The 22,997-nt window shown below is 73.8% G+C and carries 19 protein-coding genes; 8 read left to right on the forward strand and 11 right to left on the reverse strand.

Translation table 11 applies throughout. The features are described from left to right. Positions 1-39 precede the first annotated feature (39 nt). The 5 genes from ACK8N7_RS33990 to ACK8N7_RS34010 all read right to left on the reverse strand — a co-directional run bounded on the left by ACK8N7_RS33990 (position 40) and on the right by ACK8N7_RS34010 (position 5,766). The gene (locus ACK8N7_RS33990) at positions 40-519 is read right to left on the reverse strand and encodes an SRPBCC family protein (RefSeq protein ID WP_403214052.1); all 480 of its coding nucleotides are present in this window, start codon (positions 517-519) and stop codon (positions 40-42) included. Positions 520-579: 60 nt separating this feature from the next. Beyond that, positions 580-2,166 carry an SDR family oxidoreductase gene (locus ACK8N7_RS33995; RefSeq protein WP_500444914.1) on the reverse strand — a complete coding sequence of 529 codons (1,587 nt, stop codon included), beginning with the start codon at positions 2,164-2,166 and terminating at the stop codon, positions 580-582. A 77-nt stretch (positions 2,167-2,243) separates the two neighbouring features. After that, entirely contained in the window at positions 2,244-4,256 is a 2,013-nt protein-coding gene (locus ACK8N7_RS34000; protein ID WP_500444916.1) for a hypothetical protein, read from the reverse strand. Positions 4,257-4,399: 143 nt separating this feature from the next. Continuing rightward, the gene (locus ACK8N7_RS34005) at positions 4,400-4,855 is read right to left on the reverse strand and encodes an SRPBCC family protein (RefSeq protein WP_500444918.1); all 456 of its coding nucleotides are present in this window, start codon (positions 4,853-4,855) and stop codon (positions 4,400-4,402) included. Positions 4,856-4,920: 65 nt separating this feature from the next. After that, positions 4,921-5,766: a DeoR/GlpR family DNA-binding transcription regulator gene (locus ACK8N7_RS34010; RefSeq protein ID WP_403214060.1), complete on the reverse strand. Its 846-nt coding sequence runs from the start codon at positions 5,764-5,766 to the stop codon at positions 4,921-4,923. Between the two features lie 269 nt (positions 5,767-6,035). Here ACK8N7_RS34010 and ACK8N7_RS34015 point away from each other — a divergent pair, with 269 nt between their 5' ends. Beyond that, positions 6,036-8,465, forward strand: a complete 2,430-nt coding sequence (locus ACK8N7_RS34015) for a hypothetical protein (protein WP_500444920.1) — start codon at positions 6,036-6,038, stop codon at positions 8,463-8,465. Here ACK8N7_RS34015 and ACK8N7_RS34020 read toward each other — a convergent pair. From ACK8N7_RS34020 to ACK8N7_RS34035, 4 genes are all read right to left on the reverse strand, one after another. Beyond that, on the reverse strand, positions 8,435-10,873 hold the full coding sequence (locus tag ACK8N7_RS34020) for a right-handed parallel beta-helix repeat-containing protein (RefSeq protein WP_403214063.1): 2,439 nt from the start codon (positions 10,871-10,873) through the stop codon (positions 8,435-8,437). The two genes, ACK8N7_RS34015 and ACK8N7_RS34020, sit on opposite strands and share 31 nt — an antisense overlap. Before the next feature lie 247 nt (positions 10,874-11,120). After that, positions 11,121-11,696, reverse strand: coding sequence for an Rv1733c family protein (locus ACK8N7_RS34025; protein ID WP_500444922.1), 576 nt, complete (start codon positions 11,694-11,696; stop codon positions 11,121-11,123). A gap of 42 nt (positions 11,697-11,738) precedes the next feature. Beyond that, positions 11,739-12,563: an MOSC domain-containing protein gene (locus tag ACK8N7_RS34030; RefSeq protein ID WP_403214067.1), complete on the reverse strand. Its 825-nt coding sequence runs from the start codon at positions 12,561-12,563 to the stop codon at positions 11,739-11,741. 128 nt (positions 12,564-12,691) lie between these two features. Then, the gene (locus ACK8N7_RS34035) at positions 12,692-13,177 is read right to left on the reverse strand and encodes a DUF6643 family protein (RefSeq protein WP_015606949.1); all 486 of its coding nucleotides are present in this window, start codon (positions 13,175-13,177) and stop codon (positions 12,692-12,694) included. A 258-nt stretch (positions 13,178-13,435) separates the two neighbouring features. Between ACK8N7_RS34035 and ACK8N7_RS34040 the strand changes: the two genes are divergently transcribed. Then, complete coding sequence (locus ACK8N7_RS34040; RefSeq protein WP_500445902.1) at positions 13,436-14,917, forward strand: TerD family protein; 1,482 nt, start codon at positions 13,436-13,438, stop codon at positions 14,915-14,917. Here ACK8N7_RS34040 and ACK8N7_RS34045 read toward each other — a convergent pair. Beyond that, positions 14,799-15,980, reverse strand: a complete 1,182-nt coding sequence (locus ACK8N7_RS34045; protein ID WP_403214069.1) for a glycosyltransferase — start codon at positions 15,978-15,980, stop codon at positions 14,799-14,801. The genes ACK8N7_RS34040 and ACK8N7_RS34045 overlap by 119 nt on opposite strands. Before the next feature lie 58 nt (positions 15,981-16,038). Between ACK8N7_RS34045 and ACK8N7_RS34050 the strand changes: the two genes are divergently transcribed. The 4 genes from ACK8N7_RS34050 (at position 16,039) to ACK8N7_RS34065 (ending at position 19,733) form a co-directional block, all read left to right on the forward strand. Further along, on the forward strand, positions 16,039-16,824 hold the full coding sequence (locus tag ACK8N7_RS34050; protein ID WP_403214071.1) for a glutamate racemase: 786 nt from the start codon (positions 16,039-16,041) through the stop codon (positions 16,822-16,824). A 47-nt stretch (positions 16,825-16,871) separates the two neighbouring features. After that, a complete protein-coding gene (locus ACK8N7_RS34055; protein WP_358369232.1) occupies positions 16,872-17,435 on the forward strand; it encodes a hypothetical protein in 564 nt (187 codons plus the stop codon). A gap of 193 nt (positions 17,436-17,628) precedes the next feature. After that, complete coding sequence (gene lnt / locus ACK8N7_RS34060; protein ID WP_500445904.1) at positions 17,629-19,221, forward strand: apolipoprotein N-acyltransferase; 1,593 nt, start codon at positions 17,629-17,631, stop codon at positions 19,219-19,221. 29 nt (positions 19,222-19,250) lie between these two features. Beyond that, entirely contained in the window at positions 19,251-19,733 is a 483-nt protein-coding gene (locus ACK8N7_RS34065) for an NUDIX hydrolase (RefSeq protein WP_403214073.1), read from the forward strand. Positions 19,734-19,769: 36 nt separating this feature from the next. On the opposite strand, the gene proP is transcribed toward ACK8N7_RS34065, so the two are convergent. Beyond that, positions 19,770-21,269 carry a glycine betaine/L-proline transporter ProP gene (gene proP / locus ACK8N7_RS34070; RefSeq protein ID WP_500445906.1) on the reverse strand — a complete coding sequence of 500 codons (1,500 nt, stop codon included), beginning with the start codon at positions 21,267-21,269 and terminating at the stop codon, positions 19,770-19,772. 199 nt (positions 21,270-21,468) lie between these two features. Here proP and ACK8N7_RS34075 point away from each other — a divergent pair, with 199 nt between their 5' ends. Both ACK8N7_RS34075 and ACK8N7_RS34080 read left to right on the forward strand, forming a co-directional pair. Beyond that, positions 21,469-21,942: a carboxymuconolactone decarboxylase family protein gene (locus tag ACK8N7_RS34075; protein ID WP_403214075.1), complete on the forward strand. Its 474-nt coding sequence runs from the start codon at positions 21,469-21,471 to the stop codon at positions 21,940-21,942. Positions 21,943-21,981: 39 nt separating this feature from the next. Then, entirely contained in the window at positions 21,982-22,911 is a 930-nt protein-coding gene (locus ACK8N7_RS34080; protein WP_500444926.1) for an oxidoreductase, read from the forward strand. Positions 22,912-22,997 lie beyond the last annotated feature (86 nt).

The following is a 22,997-nucleotide window of genomic DNA, read 5'->3' on the forward strand; positions in this document are numbered from 1 at the left end:
CAGGCCGGGCCTCCCGGGGAGTGCTCAGGCGAGGAGTGCTCAGGCCGCCGACGCGGTCAGGCGTCCGTCGAGCCGGCGCACCGCGTCCCGGAAGGACCGGCCCATCCCGAGGCGGGCCAGCCCCAGCACCGAGCGGAACGGGCCCGTGCCGTCGGCGGCGAAGGTCCACTGCACCCGGGTCCCGGCCCCGTCGGCGGTGAGCCGCCACTCCTCCACCAGGGCCCGCAGGCCGGGGGCGTTGGACTCGTCGACCCGGTAGGCGTACCGCTCGCCCGGCTCGGCGGCCACGATCGTCTCGCGGAAACGGACCCCGCCGCGCAGCCGCACCTCCCTGCCCGCGCCCCCGTCGGTGGGCGTGGCCCGGGTGACGGCGGTGAACCAGGAGGGCCAGGAGGCGACATCCTCCGCGAGCGCCCGGTAGACCGCGTCCGGGGGCGCGGACACCTCGGCGGCGAACACCAGGCGTATCGGAGCGGAGTCGGTGAACTCCAGTCCCACGGTACGGAGTCGGCGTGCCATCGTGTGCACCTCCCGGCGGTCTGCGCATATGGAGCCGCGCACACCATAGCGGCCGGGACGTCAGTTGTCTGTACCACTGCCGGCCACCGGCTCCCGGCCCTCCTGCCGCGCCCGGGCGGCGGTCCTGGCGGCCTCCGCGATATTGCGGGCCATCCCGCCGAACACCACCGCGTGGAAGGGCGACACGCTCCACCAGTAGGCATGGCCGAGCAGCCCCTGCGGGTGGTACAGGGCGCGCTGGCGGTAGAGCGTGCGCCCCTGGTCGTCGGTGCCGACCGACAGCTCCAGCCAGGCGGCGCCCGGCAGCCGCATCTCCGCCCGCAGCCGCAGCAGCTCGCCCGGCACGATCTCCTCCACCCGCCAGAAGTCCAGCGAGTCCCCGACCCGCAGCCGGTGGGCGTCCCGTCGGCCGCGCCGCAGCCCCACCCCGCCGACGATCCGGTCGATCCAGCCGCGCACCGCCCAGGCGAGCGGGAAGGAGTACCAGCCGTTCTCGCCGCCGATGCCCTCGATCACCCGCCACACGTCCGCCCGGTCCACCGGCACGGTCAGCTCCCGCTCGTCCCGGTAGAGGCTGCCGCCCGACCAGTCCGGGTCGGTGGGCAGCGGGTCGCTCGGCGCACCGGGCAGCGAGGCGGACGTCCAGCGCGTCACCACCTGCGCGTCCTTGATCCGCTGGAGGGCGAGGCCCAGGGCCTGGTCGAAGCCGATCGGCCCCTGCGGCGGATCGGGGACGTACCGGACGATGTCGTGCTCCCCGCAGACCACCTCGTGGCGCAGCGACTCCGCGAGCGGCCGGGCGATGGACCGGGGGACCGGGGTGACCAGCCCGATCCAGTGGCTGGAGAGCGTCGGGGTGAGCACCGGGACCGGCACGATCACCCGGCGCGGCAGCCCCGCCACCCGGGCGTAGCCCTGCATCATGTCCCGGTACGTCATGATGTCCGGGCCCCCGATGTCGAAGGTCCGGTTCACCTCGGACGGCAGGATCGCGCTCCCCACCAGATACCGGATCACATCCCGTACGGCGATGGGCTGGATCCGGGTGGAGACCCAGCTCGGGGTGACCATCACCGGCAGCCGCTCGGTCAGATAGCGCAGCATCTCGAACGAGGCGGACCCCGAACCGATCACGATCGCCGCCCGCAGCACCACAGTCGGCACCCCGGAATCCAGCAGGATCCGCCCCACCTCGGCGCGCGAACGCAGATGCGGCGACAGCTCCTTCTCCGCCACCCCGGCCGGGGTCAGCCCGCCCAGGTAGACGATCCGCCGCACTCCGGCCGCGCGAGCCTTCTCGCCGAAGTTCCGGGCGGCCCTGCGGTCGGTCTCCTCGAAGTCCGATCCGGAGCCGAGCGCGTGCACCAGGTAGTACGCCACGTCGATGTCCCGCATCGCCTCGGTCAGCGAGTCGGGGTCGGTGACATCGCCGCGCACCACCTCGACCCGCTCCGCCCAGGGGTAGTCGCGCAGCTTCTGCGGCGTCCGGGCCAGCGCGCGGACCTGGTGACCGGCCTCCAGGAGGGCGGGCACCAGTCTGCCGCCGATGTAGCCGGTGGCACCGGTGACCAGGCAGCGCAGCTCGGCCTCGTCGGAAGAGGCGTCGGAGGAATCGCGTACGTCGGGTTCTTCAGGAAGATCCGTCACCTGTCCGAGTCTCGCACCCGATGGCGTACGAGGCCGGGACGAGGACTCCGTCCGGCGGAGCGCGAGTTGCCTGCGGCTCAGCGCACCGCCGCCAGCGTCCCGCCCTCGCGCAGCCTGGCCGTCAGCTGTACGGAGGCGTCGCGCGGCGCCCGTACCGCGAGCGTCGGGCCGCCCGCCGCGCCCCGCACCTGCCCGGTGGCCTCGATCCGGTCGACGGCCCGGCTGCCCGCCGCCAGGACGTACCACCGGCCGGACGCGGACTTCCAGTGCGTGCCTGCCAGGATGTGCTGCCCGAACCGGCTGCACAGGGCGGTGTCGTTCCGGTCGGCGACCACCGCCGCCGGGGCGGTGGGGGAGGCGGCGGGCTGGAGGAACTGCACCAGCACCCGGCCAGGACCGCGCCAGGTGTCGGCGCGGGTGCAGAGCCACTCGGCCGACGCCTCGCCCTCGGGGAGCTTCTGCTCGGCGAAGGCCCAGTTGTTCACCGCCCGCACCCCCGACCCCGACAGCGCCCGCAGCGAACACGCCGTACGCGCCCAGGCGCGCAGCGCCTCCGTGCCCGTCGCCTCGCGCGGCTGCCGGGCCGGTGCGCCACGGCCCGGCTTCGGCGTGTACGTCAGGTGCGCCGGGGCAAGGTCACCCAGGTCGGTCACCAGGAACGCGTGGTTCTCCACGATCCGCTCGGAGGAGCGCAGCTGGAGCACCGGCCAGGAGTCGCAGGCGCCGCCCGCCGCCGGGCGCCCCACCGGGGCGGTGATCCCGTCCGGACCCACCTCCAGCGGCCGGCCGGGCGTGTCCGGTGCGAGGAGGTCCCGGGTGGTGGTCCCGGAGATCCAGGGGGCGAGCAGGAACCGCGCCTTCCCGCCCGTACGGCTCACGACCACGGCCGCCCCCGTCGTCACGTCCGCGTCGTCGGTCCGGGCGAAGTCCAGCGCCGCCCCGCCGCCCGACAGCGGCTCCGTGTACCGCACCACCCGGACCCCGCCGTCGTGGAACAGCACCACGGCCGCCCCGTCCACCTCGCCCGCGAACAGCAGTCGCGGCGGCTGCGCGGGCGGCACGTCGGCCGTGCCCGGGGTCGTCGACACCCGTACGCCCGCAGGCGGCCCGGACCAGGCCCGCAGCGCCCTCCCCAGCAGCTCGCCGTCGCCCCGCCGGTCACCGCGTACGGGCCAGGCGGTGAAGTCGATGCGTGAGGTGTCCGCCCACTGCTCCGCCGCCGTGCGCAGCAGCGCCGCCGGGTCGAGCACCGGAACCGACACACCGGTTGCCGGACCCTCGTCGGCCACGCCCCGCACCCCCTTCTCGGCGGCGACCACGAGCGTGCCCGCCACCACGCACAGCGCCGCCGCCAAGGCCACCGCCCGCACCCGGTGCCTGCGCCGCAGCAGATCGCTCGGCCGGGTCTGGACCGTGCACGGGTCGAACTCCCCCGACTGCAGGAGCACTTGCGCCCCCGCCCGGTCCGGCCTCCCCAGCCGGGCCGCCCTGCGCACCGCCCCCGCCGGATCGGCCGCCCCCGCCTCGGCCAGCAGCGCCCGCACCCCGGACTCCGAAAGGCCCTCCAGCAACTGCAGGGCGAACGCGGCCCGTACCGCACCCGGAACCGTCGACAGGGCCCGGTCCAGGGCCAGTTCGTCGACACCGCCCGCCCGGGGGAAGAGCCGCAGCCCCCAGACCACCGGCAGCGCCGGACGCAGCGCGGCAGGTGCCGGGAGCCGCCCGGGCCACCAGCGGGGCCTGCGCTCGTGGGCGAGAGCCGTCCGCAGCACCCGCAGCCGCATCCACGCGTACGGGGCGTTCGCCGGGCCCTGTGCCGGCTGTGCCGCTTCCGAGGAGCGCCGGGACTGGGCGGGCACCCGCATCCGGTCCGGGGTCGTCCGGGCCCCGGGCAGGGCCCGCTGCACGGTTCCGTGGGCGGCCAGGACCCGGCGGTGCCGGCCCAGCGAGGGCGGCAGCACGACATAGGCGAGCCGGACCAGGCGCGGGTAGTGCTCCACGAGGGCGGCCTCGGCCTGCTGCACACCCAGAGGCTCACCGGCGCCCGTCGTGGGTGCGGCGGACCGTTGCTGCGGTTGATGGATCGGCATGAATTCGGTGCCTTCCGGAGCCGTGGCGGGGAGTGTCATACCGACAAACGAGTCAATCGTGTGACGGTCACATCACCCGCACCGGATCGGCTTCCCGATCGTTGCCGATCTTCAGCAGTGCCGGTCCTCAGGCATGCCGGTCCTCAGCCGTTCCCCAGGGCGCCCGGCGAGGCGAGCAGCGAGTCGAGCACCCCGCCGAACAGTCGGCGCCCGGCGGAGGCCAGCAGCGGATCACCCCACCGGGGCACCAGCCGCACCCGCAGCTCCTCCACCCACACCACATGGGAACCGGAATGCGTCGGAGTCACGTCGATCGAGGCCCGGCCCAGCACCACGGACCCGCGCTTCTCCAGCAGGCAGATCCCGGCCCGGCCACCGGCGGGCGGCGTCCAGCGGACCACTTCCATCGGGTCGTCGAACGCCAGCGGACCCACCCCCGTACGGGCGGTGAACACCGTGCCGGCCCTGGTCGGCGCCCCGCCCGCCACCGAGATGGCCGTCAACGGGACATGCGCGGCGTGCCGTTCCCAGTCGGTCACCCGGCGCCAGGCCTCGGCTGCGGGGAGAGGGGAGAAGCGCTCGATCCGGAAGACTGCCACCCCTTGATCCTAGGACGTACCGCGCACAGCGCGACCCGAAAGGAATCCGGACGGCCGCGCCCCGGTCAGCCCGCCGGGGCCGTGTCCTCGGGCGACTCGCCCGCCACCACCAGGCCCGGCAGATGCTCGCCGATCTCCTCGCGCGCCCCGGGAGTCAGCCCCGCGTCCGTCACGAAGGTGTCCACCTCGTCCAGCGTGGCGAAGGAACTCAGCCCCACCGTGCCCCACTTGGTGTGGTCGGCCACCACCACGACCCGGCGCGCCGACCGGACGAAGCGGCGATTGGTCTCCGCCTCGGCGAGGTTGGGGGTCGACAGACCTGCCTCGGCCGAGATCCCGTGCACGCCGAGGAAGAGCAGGTCGAAGTGGAGGGAGTCGATGGCCCGGTCCGCGACCGGACCCACCAGCGAGTCCGACGGGGTCCGCACCCCGCCCGTGAGCACCACCGTCGCCGTCCCCGGCCGCGCCGCCCGCCCGGGCGCCGGACGCTGCGCGTCGTGGAACACATCGGCCACCCGGACCGAGTTGGTCACCACCGTCAGATCCGGTACGTCCAGCAGGTGCCGGGCGAGCGCGTAGGTCGTCGTACCGCCGGAGAGGGCGATCGCGCTGCCGGGCTGGGCCATCGCCGCCGCCGTCCGCGCGATGTCCTCCTTGGCGCTCAGCTCCAGCGCCGACTTCACCTCGAAGCCGGGCTCGTGGGTGCTCGCCTCGACCACGGGGACGGCACCGCCGTGGACCTTCTCGATGACCCCCTGCCGGGCCAGCGCGTCCAGGTCCCGACGGATCGTCATGTCGGAGACGTTCAGCCGGCGGGTCAGCTCGTTGACCCGGACCCCACCGCGCCTGCGCACCTCGTCGAGGATCAGGGCACGTCGCTGCTCCGCGAGCAGGTTCTGATTCTCGCTCAACGCCGGTGCCCGGTCCTTCCTTCAGCCGTACGGTCCGCAGCGGCCTGCGACTCGGGCTCATCCTGCCACGCAGGTATGTCCGGCGTACCACCTGGGGAGATTCCGTGAGACCGCTCACGCACGCTCCCCGGGTCCGGGATTCTGGGGCCGGGCCACGGGCCGGAGCCGACGGCTCCCCGCCCCCGCCTCATCCCCGATTCCCCGCTGCCCGACCCCTGTCACGTCTCCGCCGGCCCGTGCGGCCGGCGCGCCCGAGAGAGAGTCTTCCCTTGGCTCCTGCCATCCCGCCCCCGCCGCGACCCCCGCAGAACACCGGGGCGGCGCTGGAACTGCTGGTCCACGGCGTCGGAGGCGCCACCCCGCAGGAGATGCTCGGCGATCCCCGTACCGTCCGGGTCACCGGGGACGCGACCGCCGCCGTGTACCGGCGCACCGAGGACGCCCACGGCGAGAAGCACCCCGAGCGGTACCGGGACGAGCCGGTCGCCGAGGCGTACTGCTGGTCGGGGCTCACCTCCGGTAACGGCTCCCGCGCCCTGTGGCTGCTGCTCCTGCCGTTCATGGTCGTCAACCTCGCCCACTGGATGCGCCCCACCGCCGCAGGCCGCACCCGCGCGGTCCGGCTGTACGGCGTGCTGGTGCGGCTCGTCGCGCTCAGCCTGACCGTGCTGCTCACCGCGGCCGCCTGCGAGGTCGCCCTGGACCTGGTGGCCTGGCAGTGCGCGGGCACCCCCGACTGCTCGGAACGCCGTTCCTGGCTCGGCTTCCTGTCAAGCCATCAGGGCGGCTGGTGGTCGCAGCCCGGACGGCGCCTCGGGCTCGCCGCCGTCGTGCCCGCCGCCCTGGTGGGGCTCCTGTGGTACCTGTCCAACCGAACCTGGAGCGCCTACGAGTCCCAGAGCCCCCTGGACGCCACGGCCGCCGACGCGTGCGACCCCGACGGGACGGAGGAGGTCCACGGGCCCGGCGCGCCGGACATCGCGGACGACCCGGAGTCCGCGCGCCCGGTCCCGCCCGCGCTCAGCAGGCCCGGCTTCTGGTACGGCCGCCGACTGGTGTCCCGGCTCCGCGCCGCCCACACCGCCGCCGGCTTCCTCACCGTCGCCGCGGCCGTCATCGCCGCCGCCTCCCGCCATGACCGGACCGCCGGCAGTTCGGTCCCGCAGGTGTTCGGCGCGGTCATCGAAGTGGCCATCGTGCTCTGCGCCGGGGTGACGGTCTGGGTCGTCTGCCGACGGGGCCGCAGCGAGAGTGTCCGGGACACCCGCGTCGACGGTGCCCTCATCACGTACCTGCCCGGCTCGGCGCTCGTCCTGCTCGCCCTCGCCGTCCTGCACGCGGGGTGGTCCCGCCCGGAGTGGACCTCCACCGGCAGCCTGGCCGGCGAGACCGCCTTCCGGCTCCTCGCCCTGGGGCAGGGCCTCCTCGTCGTGATCATGGCCCTGGTCGCCCGCAGCCTCTACCGGCGCGCCCCCGAACCCCGCACCACGCTGTACGGCCTCGGCGGCCCGTCCGTCGCCATGCTCGCCTGCGCCCTGGGCGGCGTGATGACCGGCGGGGTGGCCCAGCGGGTCGCCGACTGGCTGGACGGCCCCGGCACCCCGGGCATGGGGCGCGGCTCCGTCATCGAGGGCCCGCCCGTCCTGCTCAGCTGGCAGGCCTCCGTCATCCCGGTGCTCCTGCTCCTGCTGCTCGTCCCGGTCGTGTTCCTGGTCGTCCGCACCGCGCGCCGGGCCCGCCGCATGGGTCCGGACATCGAGGCGGAGTACGCGCCCGAGCCGCCCGACCCCGGCCGCACCCGGCGCATCGCCCGTATCCGCGCCACGGCCGCCCTCACCGACTCGGCCCCCTGGATCGTCGGCGTGGTCTCCGCCGCGACCCTGCTCCTCGGCACGGCGGCCGTCGTGGGCTCCTGGACCAGCGGTGAGGTGCCCGGCCTCGCGACGGACGGGGCCGCGGCGCCCGTCGAATCGCTCGCCGAGGCCGCCCAGTCGACCGGCTCCTGGCTGATCGGCTTCGGCTTCATACTGTTCGTCGCGGGCGGCCGCCGCGCCTACCGGGACGCCTCCGCCCGCCGCACCATCGGCATCCTCTGGGACGTGGGCACCTTCTGGCCGCGCGCCGCCCACCCCTTCGCGCCCCCCTGCTACGCCGAGCGCGCCGTCCCCGACCTGGCGTCGCGGATGTCCGCCTGGACGGCGACCACCCGGGGCCGGCTCATCATCTCGGGCCACTCGCAGGGCAGCGTCCTCGCGGCGGCCGCCGTGTGGCAGCTCCCCGACGCCGCCCGCCACCGGGTCGGGCTCCTCACCTACGGCTCCCCGGTCGAGCGGCTGTACGGGCGCTGGTTCCCTTCCTACTTCGGGGCCGTACCACTCCTCGGGCTGCACCGCTCGGTGCACTGCTGGCGCAACCTCTACCGGGCCACCGACCCGATCGGCGGGCCCGTCCGGCTGAGCACCGGCCCCGACGCCGGCGTCGACCGGGGGCCGCTGAAGGACCCGCAGGCGTACGGGCGCACCACCGCGCTCCCACTGCCCGAACCGATCCTCGGCCACTCCGACTACCAGGCCGACCCGGTCTTCGCGAAGGAGCGGGCCGCACTCCTCGAAGAGCTCGGCCCGCGGCTGCCCCGGCAGGGGGAGGGCGGGGAGACGCTCCAGAAGGGTCAGAAGAGCTCGGGGAGATCCTCCGGGTAGAGCAGGGTCAGGTCGTCAGTGCTCGTCTCGGCGAGCTGGGCGACCCGGCCCGCGTGCCGCTCCACCATCGACTCGAAGGTCTGCCGGGCGGTGCGGCCGTTGCCGAAGGCGGGGCCCTTGGGGAGCGCGGTGAAGTACTTCAGCAGCGCCTCCCCGGTCCCGTCCGCGAGGCTGTACTCGTGCTCCTCGGCCTGCTGTTCGACGATCCGCAGCAGCTCCTCGGGGAGGTAGTCGCTGAAGGTGATGGTCCGCGAGAACCGGGAGGCCACACCGGGGTTGACGGTGAGGAACCGCTCCATCTCGTGGGTGTACCCGGCGACGATCACCACCACCGCGTCCCGGTGGTCCTCCATCAGCTTCACCAGCGTGTCGATGGCCTCCCGGCCGAAGTCGCGGCCGGAGTCCTCGGGGGAGAGGGCGTACGCCTCGTCCACGAAGAGCACCCCGCCGCGCGCCCGGTCGAACGCCTCCTGGGTCCGGATCGCCGTCGAGCCGATGTGCTCCCCGACCAGGTCCACCCGGGAGACCTCGACCAGGTGGCCGCGCTCCAGCACCCCGAGCGAGGCCAGGATCTCGCCGTACAGCCGGGCGACCGTGGTCTTGCCCGTCCCGGGGGAGCCGGTGAAGACGAGGTGGCGGCGGACGGAGGCGGCCTTGAGCCCGGCCTCCTGGCGGCGGCGGCCGACCTCGATCATGTCGGTGAGCGCCCGCACCTCGCGCTTGACGCTCTCCAGGCCCACCAGCGCGTCCAGTTCACCGAGGACCGCCGAGGAGTCCCGGGCGGGCTCGGCGGCCGGGGCCACCGGATCGGGTTCCGCGGGCCGCTGGCCGGGCATCGTGTTGAGCAGGCCGGGGGTCGACCGGGTGGCCGTGAGCACGGCGGGGGCCGGAGCCGGCGCCGTACGCAGACCGCTCTCGTCACTCGTGCAGTCCGTGACCGCCGGGCCGTTGGCCACGGAGCCCTCGCCCTGTCCGGTGCCGCCCTCGGGGAACTCGTAACCGCCCCGCGCGCATCGCTCGGTTCGGCAGCGGGTCAGCGCGGTGCGGCACCCCTCCATGATGTGGAAGCCGTACCCCTCGCTGCCCGTCACCCGGCAGCTGTCGAAGGTGCCCCGGCCCTCGGCGGAGACGTAGAACCCGGCCTCGGCGGGGTTGGTGACCGTGCACCGCTCGATGACGGGGTCGGCGCCCTTGGTGACGATGACGCCGGTCTGGGCCGCGTCGATGGTGCAGTTGTTCAGTGTGCCGCCGCTGCCGTGGTCGCGGAACCAGGCGCCGGTGGAGGCCTCCCGGATCCGGCAGTCGTCCAGCTGGGCGGTGGCGCCGTCGCTCACGGAGACGGCGGTGTTGCGGATCTGGGAGAGGTCGCTGTCCACCACGTCGGCGCGGGAGCCGCGGTCGAGGACGAAGAGGGCGTCCGGCACGTCGTGGACCCGGCAGGCGTCCAGTATCACGGTCGCCCCGTCACTGACCCAGACCGCCGGGTAGTCGCCCGTACTGTCGTGGATCTCGCACTGGTTGGCGTCCACGCGGGTGCCCGGGTCCCAGACGGAGAGCCCGTTGCGGCCGAAGCGGCGGACCGTGGAGCGGGTCAGCGTGAGCACCGAACGCGACCGCAGGTCGATCGCGTTCTCCGGGATGTCGTGGATGTCGCAGTCGGCAAGCGTCAGCACCGCGTCGGTGTCCAGCGTGACCCCGTCGCCCGAAGTGCGGTGCACCGTGCAGTCGGTGAGGTGCGCGGTGGCGCGGGCGGTGACCTGGACGCCGCTGCCCTTGATCTCGTACACCTCGCAGCCGATCGCCTCAAGACCGCTGCCCTCGCCGGTGACGGCGATGCCCGCGCCGGAGGCGTGGTGGATGCGGCAGCGGTCGAGGCGGGGGTGGCCGCCGTCGCGGACCGAGACGCCGGACTGGCCGGCCGAGACGATCTCGCACTCCTCGAAGACCCCGCCCGCACCGTCCAGGACGGCGATGCCGACCCCGGCCGGATTGTCGACGGTGCAGCGCCGCACGGTGGGCCGGGCCGCTCCCCGTACCTCGATGCCGGCGGCGGACCGCGTCACGATCCGCAGGTCCGCGAACTCGGGGGTGCCGTCCTCCACCAGCAGGGCCGGGGCGGCGGAGTCCTGCCCTTCGATGTGCAGATCCTGGACGATGGCGGAGGCGCGCACCGTCAGCGGTACGCCGTCGGCCGGCGCGATCCGCACGGAGCCGACCGAGCCCTCGGGGCCGCGCAGGGTCACCGCGCGGTGGAGGACGAGGTTCTCCCGGTAGGTCCCGGGCGCGACGGTGAGGACGTCACCGTCGGCCGCCGCTTCCAGGGCCGCGGAGAGGGAGGCGTACTCGCCCGTGCGGCGGCGCCATCGCGATGTTCCGGTGTGCGTCACCTGGACCGTGCCCTGTGCCATGGAGTTGCTCTGCCCCCACCTCGTGCTGTGCGATGCCTCGGGTCCGTCCGCCCGCCTGTCGAGAAAAGGAGGACGCGGTCGGACCACCGTAGCGCGCGCGAGGGGCGGCAGTTGACGACTCGGGGTGCCGGGGTGATGTTGCCGGTCCCGGGGCGGGCACCGCCGCCGGGGTGCGGGGGACAGGGTGCTCTCCGCCGTTCCGGATGCGGTGTACGGGGGCGTCCGCCCCCGTCGCGTCCGCCCGGTGTCAGCCGCCCGTTCCGGCCCCGCCCCAGTCCGGGCCCGCCGCCGCCCACTCCTGGTCCAGGAGCGCGTACCGCCGTCGCACCAGGCCCGCGACGGCCAGACGCCTGCCCGCCTCCACGGCCCCGGCGGCGAGCAGGAACGCACCGACGCCGCCGAGCACCGCGTGCGTGCGGGCCGCGCCCGGCGCCATCGGCGGCGGTACGGGCAGGCCCGCGCCGTCCGTCCAGATCCGCACCGGCGAACCGGGCTCCCCGGCCCCCGGTGCCGTGGTGACCTCTCCGGTGCGCGGGGTGCCGTCCGGGGCCGACCAGGTCGCCACCACCGGGACGCGCTCCGCGCCGGCGTCCGGGTCACCGGCGAACCGTCGCGTCCCCGGCACTCGCTCCACCACGACCGCGGTGGTGGCTTGGCGCTCCTCGTGCTGGGCCTGTACCGACCGCTGGAGCCGGTCCTCGGCGAGCGCGCCGCCCGCCCACCCGGCTGCCGGTGCCCCCAGCACCAGGAGCAGCAGCGCGCCGAGCGTCACCCATGCCTCGCGGCGGTCGGTGGCGCGCCACAGCGGGACTCCGACTCCCATGTCCCCCCGTTTCCCCCGGTTTCCCCGCGTTCTTGCGTCTTCTCAGTCGAGGATCGTGACGGGGTCCCCGGCCCGGATCACTCCGGTCCCGTCCGGAATCAGATTCTGGCCGAAGAGCAGCTGATTGCCGGTCCGGCGGTGGCGGGCCAGGGTGAGCAGCGGCTCCCTGCCGCGCTCCGCGGTCCGCTGGTCGGTGGTGGTGATCACGCAGCGGCCGCAGGGCTTCACCACGGAGAAGGGCACATCGCCGATGGCGATCCGCCGCCAGCCGTCCTCGGCCCACGCCTCGGTGGAGCCGACCACGACGTTCGGCCGGAAGCGGTCCATCGGCAACGGTCCCTCGTGCGGCCGGTCGCCCGCCGCGATCAGGTCGTTGAGGGCGTCGAGCGAAGCCGTGGTGGTCAGCAGCAGCGGGTAGCCGTCGGCGAAGGAGACCGTGTCCCCGGGGCGCGCGAACGCCGGGTCGACGGGTCTGCGGCGCGCCGGATCGTCGAGATGGACGAGCCGGGTCTCCGAACCGAGGACCTCGCTGAACCAGAGGTGCGCCTCGGCCGCCGCCTCCGCCACCGTCACGGTGTCCCGGTGCAGTTCCACGCCGATCATGCGCTCCGGCCCCGGCACGTCCACCCGCAGCGGCGGATGGCCCGGTGCGGCCAGGGCGACCCCGCCACCGGCCAGCAGCACCGCGGAGATCCGCGCCAGAAACGGCTGCTGACGTTGCGTGATCGCCCTGGCCGCCTTGTCGACCACCATCCAGCGGCGGTCGCCGTCGAGTCCCCATGGCTCGACGCCAACCTCGCCCGATGTGTGGGCTCCCAGCGATTTGACCGGATACACGTGGACGGACCGGAGGACAGGAGAAGCCATGTGCCCATCCTGCCAGCCACCCCTGCACACGTACGCACGATTTTCCGCACGATCGCCGCACACGTGTGTGACCGCGGCCCGGTCCGTACCCCGGCTCATGCCGCTGTACGGAGCCTCCGAGGGACCGGTCAGTACCCCCGGCCCTGGTACGGCCGGTTGTACGGGTCCTCGTACGGCGACGGGGCCGGTGCGGGCCGCGGCGAGGCCGGGCGCATCGACTCGTACCCGGTGCCGGGTGCGGGGCGCTGCGGCTGGGGCTGCTGCGGATAGCCGCGGACCGCCGAGGGCTGCTGCGGGATGTACGGCGCCGGGGCGTTCTGCAGCCCGGCGGGGTGCATCGGCGCGTGCTGCACGGGAGCCTGCTGGTACTGCGGCATCGGCTGCTGCTGCGGGTAGCCGTAGGAGCCGGTGTGGTGCGAGGGGGCCGCGGGGAGGGCCGGCAGCGCCGACGGCAGGGCCGGCAGATAGCTGCTGGACGTGTCGTAGGCGGCGGGGACGCGGATCGGTGCGATCTGCGGGGTGCCCCGCTCCGCGACCAGGGAGTCGTAGATCGGGGTGTCGGGGAACGACGCGGCGTAGTAGCCGCCGCCGAAGGCGGAGCGAGGGGAGGTCATGGCACCTAAGTTAAGCCCACGATGTGCTGGTTGGGGAGCCCGATAAGAGGGTTGTTTTCCGCGATGTGAGTGAACCGCGATCCCCAATGCGAGCGAACTTGGCAAAAAAGGGCGCACCGACGTCCACTGATCGTGTAAAGGCCGAGTTCACGGGGTGTTACCGGCAGATCGCCGGGACGTCTCCGCGCGGGTGCGGGACACCGCGCCGGGGCCGGGGATTAGGTTGTGGGGAAAAGCCTGCGGGCGGCCGGACTCGTGATGGGGGCGAGCATGATCATGCAAAAAGGAACCAACGTTCCGGTGGCTGCGGGCACCGTGCGCGTCGAATTGGGGTGGCGGGCCGCCGCCGGCACCCCCGATGTCGACGGCTCCGCGCTCCTCCTGGTGTCGGGAAAGGTCCGCAGCGACGCCGACTTCGTTTTCTACAACCAGTCGGCCCACGCCTCCGGGGCCGTCCGTCACGAGGGCAAGCGGACGGCGGGTGACGGTGTCACCGACACCCTCACCGTCGACTTCGGGAAGGTCGAGCCGGCGATCGACCGCATCGTCGTCGCGGCCTCGGCGGACGGCGGCACTTTCGGCCGGGTGAGCGGTCTGTACGTACGGATCGTGGACGCGGCCGGCGGCGCCGAGCTGGCCCGCTTCGACTCCACCGACGCCACGGTCGAGACCGCGTTCATCCTCGGTGAGCTGTATCTGCGCCAGGGCGCCTGGAAGTTCCGTGCGGTCGGGCAGGGGTACAGCACCGGGCTGGAGGGCCTGGCGACGGACTTCGGCATCTCCGTCGACGAGCCGCAGTCGGCTCCCGCCCCGGCCCCGGCCGCGGCCGTCCATTCCTCCCCGCCCGCCCCGGTGGCCCCTGTCGCGCCGCCCGCCCCGGTGGCGCCTCGCGCGTCGCCCGCCCCGGCACCCCCGCAACCGGTACGGCTGACCAAGATCACGCTGACGAAGGCCGCGCCGTCCGTCTCCCTCGCCAAGCAGGGCGGCACCTCCGGCTCGCTCCGCGTCAATCTCAACTGGGAAGTGCGCAAGCAGTTCAAGGGCTGGGGTGCGAAACTCGGCCGGGCCGTCGCGATGCACGGAGACCTCGATCTCGATCTCTGCGCGCTGTACGAACTCACCGACGGAAGCAAGGGAGTTGTGCAGTCACTCGGAAGCGCGTTCGGTTCTCTGAGTCAGCCGCCCTATATCCATCTCGACGGCGACGACCGCACAGGATCGCTCTCCAGCGGTGAGAACATGACCGTCAACCTCGACCGCAAGGACCTGCTCCGCCGCGTACTGATCTTCGTCACCATCTATGAAGGCGCCCGGAGTTTCGCCGATCTCCATGCCACGGTCACCCTCCAGCCGCAGAACGGCGCCGCGATCGACTTCTCCCTCGACGAATGCACCGTGCCCTCCACGGTCTGCGCGCTCGCACTGATCACCAACAACGGCGGCGACCTCACCGTGCAGCGCGAGGCCCGCTACCTCGTGCCGGACCGCGGCGTCAGCCCGCAGCGCACCATCGACGCCGCCTACGGCTGGGGCATGAACTGGACCCCGGCCGCAAGTGAGCCGCACCTGACCCGCAGCGCCGCGCCGCCCGGCCGGACCCGATGCCCGCTGCCGCGCGGCGTCACCGGTCGGGGGCGGCCTCCGGCCGGGCGTAGGTGCGGCCCTTCCAGGCGGCCCCCCGCCCCCGGTGGTGCTGCACGGCCGAGTCCACCGTCATCAGCAGGTACAGCACCGCCGTGAACGGCAGCAGGGGCCCGAGCCACACCGACTGCTGGTAGTAGGACAGCATCGGCAGATACGTCGCCGTCATCACCGCCCAGGCGGCGCCGCCCGCCCAGGCCGCCGCCCCGTCGCCCGTCAGCACGCCCGCCACCAGGGTCGCGGGCGGTGCCACGTAGACGAGCAGCAGTCCCGGGACCGTCCCCGCCAGCAGCAGTGGGTTGTGCCGCAACTGCGCGTACGCGCTGCGCGCCACCATCCGCCACAGATCGCCCAGCCGCGGATACGGCCGGACGCTGTCCACCCGCTCCGCGAGCCCCAGCCAGATCCGGCCACCGCCGCGCCGCACCTCCCGTGCCAGCGACACGTCGTCGATCACCGCCTGCCGGATCGACTCCGGGATCCGCGCCCGCTCGGCGGCCGCCGTCCGCAGCAGCACACAGCCGCCCGCCGCGGCCGCCGTCCGTGACCGGGCCCGGTTCACCCGGCGGAACGGATAGAGCTGCCCGAAGAAGTAGACGAACGCGGGCACCACCAGACGCTCCCAGAAGCTCTCCACCCGCAGCCGCGCCATCTGCGACACCAGATCGAAGCCGTCCGGACCCTCGGTCCCGGCCGCGGCCACCAGATCCCGCAGGCTGTCCGGCTCGTGCGCGATGTCGGCGTCCGTCAGCAGCAGGAAGTCCGGCTTGTGGCGCCGGGCCAGCGCGATGCCGTGCCGTACGGCCCAGAGCTTGCCCGTCCAGCCGGGCTCCGGCTCCCCGGGCGTCACCACGGTCAGCGCGAGGCCGCCGAACCGGTCGGCCAGCTCCCGGGCAAGCTCCCCGGTGCCGTCGCTGGAGCAGTCGTCGACGAGGATGATCCGGGCGTCCCCCGGATAGTCCTGGACCAGCAGCGACGGCAGGCTCACCGGCAGCATCTCCGCCTCGTCGCGGGCCGGCACGACCACCGCCACCGACGGCCAGCGCACCGGTTCGGTGCGCCGGGGCAGCCGCTGGTCGGTCCGCCAGTAGAACCCCTGCCCCAGCAGGAGCCACACCCACGCGATCAGCGAACCCATGGCGATCCAGGCAACGGCGCTCATTCGCCGCAGTCTGCCCCACCGAGGCCGGGCCGCAAGGGCTGTCGGCTAGGGTGACCGGGTGAAGATCGCGCTCATGGACTCCGGAATCGGCCTGCTGGCGGCAGCGGCCGCCGTTCGCCGACTGCGGCCCGACGCCGACCTGGTGGTCTCCTCCGACCCCGGCTCGATGCCCTGGGGCCCGCGCACCCCCGAGGACGTCACCGCCCGCGCGCTGGCGGTGGCCCGCGCCGCCGCCGCCCACCGGCCCGACGCGCTGATCGTCGCGTGCAACACCGCCTCCGTCCACGCCCTGCCCGCGCTCCGCGCCGCGCTGGAGCCCGCGCTGCCGGTCATCGGCACCGTCCCCGCCATCAAGCCGGCGGCGGCAGGCGGCGGCCCCGTCGCCATCTGGGCCACCCCGGCCACCACCGGCAGCCCCTACCAGCGCGGACTGATCGCGGAATTCGCCGGCTCCGTCGAGGTCACCGAGGTCCCGTGCCCCGGACTCGCCGACGCCATCGAGCACGGCGACGAGTCCGGCATCGACCGCGCCGTCGCCACGGCGGCCGCCCTCACTCCGCCGGGCGTACGGGCCGTGGTGCTCGGCTGCACCCACTACGAGCTGGTCGCCGGCCGTATCCGCGCCGCCGTCCAGCAGCCCGGCCTCCCGCCGCTGGTCCTGCACGGATCCGCCGGGGCCGTGGCCGCCCAGGCGCTGCGCCGGATCGGTGCCGAAGCCGCTCCGACGGCCGAACCGTCCGGCACGTTCACCGTCCTGCTCGGCGGACGCCCCGGCACCCTGCCGGAGCCCGCCCTGGCCTACGCGGAGGGCCGCGCCCTCCAGGCCGCAGCCCCCGCCCGCTGACCCCGCGGCCCCGGGCCGGGCGGGCCGAACGTGGGTACGCTGCGAACATGACGGACCACCCCGAGAGAGCGCACGGCTCGTCGCAGGCACCGTCCACCGTCTGGACCGGCCGCGCGACCAACCGCATCCAGTGGCTTTTGGCCCTCACGGGCGCGGGCTGCGTGGCTCTGGGCATCGAGCTCGCCGTCGTCTCGCCCTGGTCCTCCGGGATCGCCCCGCTGCTGATGTCCGTCATCGGCTGCCTCGCCGTCGGACTGCTCATCCTCTTCGGGACGCTCGCCTTCGTCCATGTGGCCGTGAAGGTCGACGGGGACGCCCTGGAGGTCCGCTGCGGCCACGCCGGGCTGCCGCGCCGCAGGATCCTGATCACCCATGTGGTCGGCGCCGAGTACGTCCCCAAGGTCAACCCGCGCCAGTGGGGCGGCTGGGGCTACCGCTGGCGCCCCGAACAGGGAACCGCCGTCGTCGTGCGTAAGGGCGAGGGCATGGCCCTGCTGCTCGGTGACGGCCGCACCTTCACCGTGACGGTGGACGACGCGGAGAGCGCCGTACGGTTCATCCGCGAACGCATGCACCTGGCCGCCGCCGAACGGGCCCGGGGCCGGGGCTGAAGCACGGAGGCACCGGAAACCACCGACGGGCCCGGGGCCGGGACCGAACGCACGGAGGGCACCGGAGACGCCGACGGTCCCGGCACCGGGACTGAACGTACGGAGGCACCGGAGCCCCCCCCGACGGCCCAGGTCCCGGCCCTGCGCCCCGCGCACAGCCGCCCACCGTAGACTCCGCCAGGTGAGCGCCACTATGACCCCCGTCGACGACCCGCCGCCCGCGCCGACGCCCCCGACCGCCGGACTGCTCCCGCGGCTCCTGCGTCCGGCCGCCGCCGCCCTGTCCGGGGTGCTGCTCTACGCGAGCTTCCCGCCCCGGCCGCTCTGGTGGCTCGTCCTGCCCGGCTTCGCCCTGCTCGGCTGGGTCCTGCACGGGCGCAGGCCGCGCGCCGCCTTCGGCCTCGGCCTTCTCGCCGGGCTCGGCTTCACGCTCCCGCTGCTGCACTGGACCGGCGAGGACGTCGGCCCGGTGCCGTGGCTCGCCCTCGCCGCCGCCGAGGCGCTCTTCATCGCGGTGGGCTGCCTCGGGATCGCCGCCGTGACCCGGCTCGCGTACTGGCCGCTCTGGGGGGCCGCGGTCTGGACCCTGGACGAGGCGGTCCGCGCCCGTATCCCGTTCGGCGGCTTCCCCTGGGGCAAGATCGCCTTCGGCCAGGCGGAGAGCGCGTTCCTGCCGCTCGCCGCGCTCGGCGGCACCCCGCTGCTCTCCTTCGCCGTCGTGCTGTGCGGCTTCGGGCTCTACGAGGCCGTGCGCCGGTTCCGTACGTACCGCACCACCGGGGAGGTGCCCCGCGCGGCGGTCGCCGGAGCGGCCGCCTGCGTCCTCGTACCCGTGGTGGCCGCGCTCGCCGCGCTCCCGCTGGTCGACGACTCCGCCGAGGACGGCACCGTCACCGTCGCCGCGATCCAGGGCAACGTGCCCCGCCTCGGCCTCGACTTCAACGCCCAGCGCCGTGCCGTCCTCGACAACCACGCCAAGCGCACCATCCAGCTCGCGGAGGAGGTCGAGACCGGCAAGGCGAAGCAGCCGGACTTCGTCCTCTGGCCGGAGAACTCCTCCGACCTCGACCCCTACCTCAACGCCGACGCCCGCCAGGTCATCGACGACGCGGTCAGGGCGATCGGTGTCCCCACCGTCGTCGGCTCGGTGGTCGAGAAGGGCTCGGACAGCCTCCGCAACACCCTGATCGAGTGGGACCCGGACAAGGGCCCCGTCGACACCTACGACAAGCGGCACATCCAGCCGTTCGGCGAGTACATGCCGATGCGGACGGTCGCCCGCTTCTTCAGCGAGGACGTCGACCGGGTGCAGCGCGAGTTCGTCCCCGGCACCGAGGTCGGCGTCTTCGACCTCGCCGGTACGAAGGTGGGGATGGTGACCTGTTACGAGGCCGCCTTCGACGACGCCGCCCGCGACACCGTCCTCCACGGCGGCCAGATGATCGCCGTGCCCAGCAACAACGCGACCTTCGGGCGCAGCGAGATGACCTACCAGCAGCTCGCGATGTCCCAGGTCCGGGCCGTCGAGCACGGGCGGGCCGTCGTCGTACCCGTCACCAGCGGGGTCAGCGCGGTCATCCGGCCCGATGGCACGATCGCCGACCGGAGCGGCATGTTCACCCCCGACGCCCTGGTCGCCGAGGTCCCGCTGCGCTCCTCGCTCACCCCCGCCACCCGGATGGGCCCGCTGCCGGAGGCCCTGATCGCCCTGCTGGCCGCGGCCGGCCTGGGCTGGGCGGGTCTGTCGGCGGCACGGGCACGGAGGGAGCGGGGCACCGCGAAGTAGTCCCGAACCGGCCACGTAGGCTCGGATCCATGGCGACTCCCGACTTCATCCGCACCATCCGCGCGACCGCCGGCAACCAGCTCCTGCTGCTGCCCGGGGTGACCGCCGTCGTCTTCGACGACGAGGGCCGGGTGCTGCTGGGACGGCGCGCGGACACCGGGAAGTGGTCGGTCGTCGGCGGCATCTCGGAGCCGGGCGAGGAGCCCGCGCTGACGGCGGAGCGCGAGGTGCTGGAGGAGACCGGGGTGCAGTGCGTGGCCGAGCGGCTGGTCCTCGCCCAGGCGCTGCAGCCCGTGCAGTACGCCAACGGCGACCGCTGCCAGTACCTCGACATCACCTTCCGCTGCCGGGCGACCGGCGGCGAGGCCCGGGTCAACGACGACGAGTCGCTGGAGGTGGGCTGGTTCCCCCTGGACGGGCTGCCGCCGCTCGCCGAGTTCGCCCTCTTCCGGATCAAGCAGGCACTGACGGAGGGGCCGGCCTGGTTCCGGCCCACGTCGGTCGAGGCCTGACCCGACGCGCCGGACCCCTGTCCGGCGAGCGGGGCTCTACCTCTCCGTCCCCCGCCACAGATGGCGCACCCGCAGCCAGACGTCCCGCGCCTGGCGTCCCGCGGTCGTCCGGCTCCGCGCCACGAGCTGCCGGGCCTGCTCGGGCGTCTCCACCATCGGCCCCGAGCCGCGCAGCGGCCGTCCGGCCGTCTCGTGGAGGAAGAAGGTGGCCACCAGACCGATCACCCCGGCCACCATCAGGTAGTACGCGGGCACCATCTCGTTGCCGGTGGCCTCCACCAGCCCGGAGGCGAACAGGGGTGTGGTGCCGCCGAAGAGCGAGACGGAGATGTTGAAGGCGATCGACAGCGCCCCGTACCGCAACCGGGTCGGGAACAGGGCGGGCAGCGTCGAGGCCGCCGTACCCGCGAAGCAGACCAGGAGCAGCCCCAGCACCGCGCAGCCGAGGGCGGGCAGCAGGATCCCGCCCTGCCGGATCAGCAGGAACGCGGGCGAGGCCAGCACGATCAGGGCCACGCTGCCCGCCATGAACACCGGTCTGCGGCCCCAGCGGTCCGAGGAGCGGCCGACCGTCGTGATGGTCAGCACCACCAGGAGCATCGTGCCGAGGACCAGCAGCTGGGACGTGGTCTCCGGCTCGCCGAGCGTCTGGGACATGTAGGTCGGCAGATAGGACGTGATCATGTAGTTGGTGACGTTGTAGAGCAGCACCAGGCCCATGCAGATGAGGACGGCCTGCCAGTGCCGGGTGAAGATCTCCTTGAGCCGCCCCTTCCCGGACTGGCGCGCCTCCTCCACCGGATCGTTCTCCGTACGCGCCTGCGCCTGGGCCTCCTCCTCGCGCTGGAACGCCGGAGTCTCCTCCAGCTTGAGCCGCATGTAGAGCCCGATGAGGCCCATCGGGCCCGCGACGAAGAACGGGATGCGCCAGCCCCAGTCGGTCATCCCGTCGGTGCCGAGCACGGCGGTGAGCACGGTGACCAGGCCGGAGCCGAGCGAGTAGCCGACGAACGTGCCGAAGTCGAGCCAGCTGCCGAGGAAGCCGCGCCGCTTGTCGGGGGCGTACTCGGCGATGTACGTGGTGGCGCCCGCGTACTCCCCGCCGGTCGAGAAGCCCTGCACCAGGCGGCAGACCAGCAGCAGGAGAGGGGCGGCGAAGCCGACCGCCGCGTACGTGGGGAGGAAGCCGACGGCGAACGTACTGGCCGCCATCATGATCATGGTGAGCGCCAGGACCTTCTGCCGCCCCACGCGGTCGCCCAGCGGCCCGAAGACCAGTCCGCCGAGCGGGCGCACCAGGAAGGCCGCGGCGAACGTCGCGAAGGTGGAGACCACCTGGGCGCCCGGCGAGCTGGAGGGGAAGAACACCTTGCCGAGCGTTCCGGCCAGGTAGGCGTAGACGCCGAAGTCGAACCATTCCATCGTGTTGCCGAGGGCGGCCGCCGTGACGGCCCGGCGCACCTTCGGCGGATCGGTGACCGTGACGTCCTGCTCGCGCAGGGACCTCTTCCGTCGGCGGATGACGGTACGGACCATCCGTTCCACTGCGGCGTTGTCGTTCCCTCGGCGCGGCACCTTCCGATTCTTGGCGCGCCGCCGGTGCCCGGCCTCCCGGGCGGCCCGCACGGGTGACCCGGCACCGGCCGGTACCGGTGTGACAGGCCGCATGTCACATCCGGGCGAGCCCATCCGTCCCAGGGGTGCAGCGAACGACAACGGCGAAGGAGCCGAAAAGATGAACGCCCGATTGAACGTCCTCGGCAGCCCGACCACGGCCAAGATCCTGAAGCACCTGACGGCGGCGGGTCAGGCGGTCTCGGCCACGGGGCTGTCCACCACGACGCAGGAGCTGGTGAAGATCCGTGCCAGTCAGATCAACGGCTGCGGGTTCTGCACCGACATGCACACAAAGGAGGCCGAGGCCGCCGGTGAGACGTCCCTGCGCCTCAACCTGATCGCGGTGTGGCGGGAGGCCACCGTCTTCACCGACGCCGAGCGCGCGGCCCTGGAGCTGACGGAGCAGGGGACCCGCATCGCGGACGCGGCCGGCGGGGTCCCGGACGAGGTCTGGGCGCGGGCCGCCGGGCACTACGACGAGGACCAGCTCATCGCCCTGGTCTCCCTGATCTCCCTCATCAACGCCTTCAACCGGCTGAACGTCATCGTCCAGCAGCCCGCGGGCGACTACAAGGTGGGCCAGTTCGGCTGACCGGCGTGTGACACCGCCCCTGCCGGGGAGGTGTGCGGCATGCACTCCTGGAATCTCCACGACATGCCCGACCTCTCCGGCAGGACCGCCGTGGTCACCGGCGCCAACAGCGGCATCGGGGCAGTCACCGCGCTCGCCCTCGCCCGCTCCGGCGCCCGTACCGTCCTCGCCTGCCGCGACGCCGAGCGGGGGCGGCGCGCACTGGACGCCGTCCGCCGCGCCGCACCGCGCTCCGACATCCGGCTCGTCCGCCTGGACCTGGCGGACCTGGCTTCCGTCGCCGAGGCGGCCGACACGATCGCGAAGGAGGTGGACGGCCGTCTCGATCTGCTCGTGAACAACGCCGGGGTGATGGCCCTGCCGCTCCTGCGGACGGCGGACGGCTTCGAGATGCAGTTCGGCACCAACCACCTCGGCCACTTCGCGCTGACCCTCCGGCTGCTGCCGTTGCTCGGTGCGGCGGGACCGGCCCGGGTGGTGACCCTCTCCTCCCTGGGCCACCGGATCGGCCGCATCGACCTCGATGACCTCAACGCCGGTCGCGGGTACAGCAAGTGGGGCGCCTACGCGCAGTCCAAGCTCGCCAACCTGCTCTTCACCGCGGAACTCGACCGGCGCGCCCGGGCCTCCGGCCGGGACCTGCTCGCCCTGGCCGCCCACCCCGGCCTCGCCGCGACGGAACTGGGGCAGGCCGGTCCGCGGCTGGCCGGCCGCAACTGGGCGGCGAAGCTGGAGAGGGCCTCGCGCCTGTACACCCAGCCCGCCTCCGCCGGCGCGCTGCCCACGCTGTACGCGGCGACCCTGCCGGACGCGCCCGGCGGCTCCTACTACGGGCCCCGGCACCTGGGCGAGACCCGGGGAGCCCCGGCCGAGGCCCGCAGGTCCGCCCGGGCGCGGGACACGGACATGGCGCGGGCGCTGTGGGAGGAGTCGGCGCGGCTGACCGGACTGGACCCGGACCTGGTCTGAGCGGGAGGCGGTCCAGCGGGAACCCGAATGGCGATGTACGGTCAGCTCAAGGCTCTCACCGGCGGTTATGCGGTCAACGGCCTTGC

Source organism: Streptomyces griseobrunneus, assembly GCF_046713465.1.
GTDB classification, from domain to species: Bacteria; Actinomycetota; Actinomycetes; order Streptomycetales; family Streptomycetaceae; genus Streptomyces; species Streptomyces microflavus.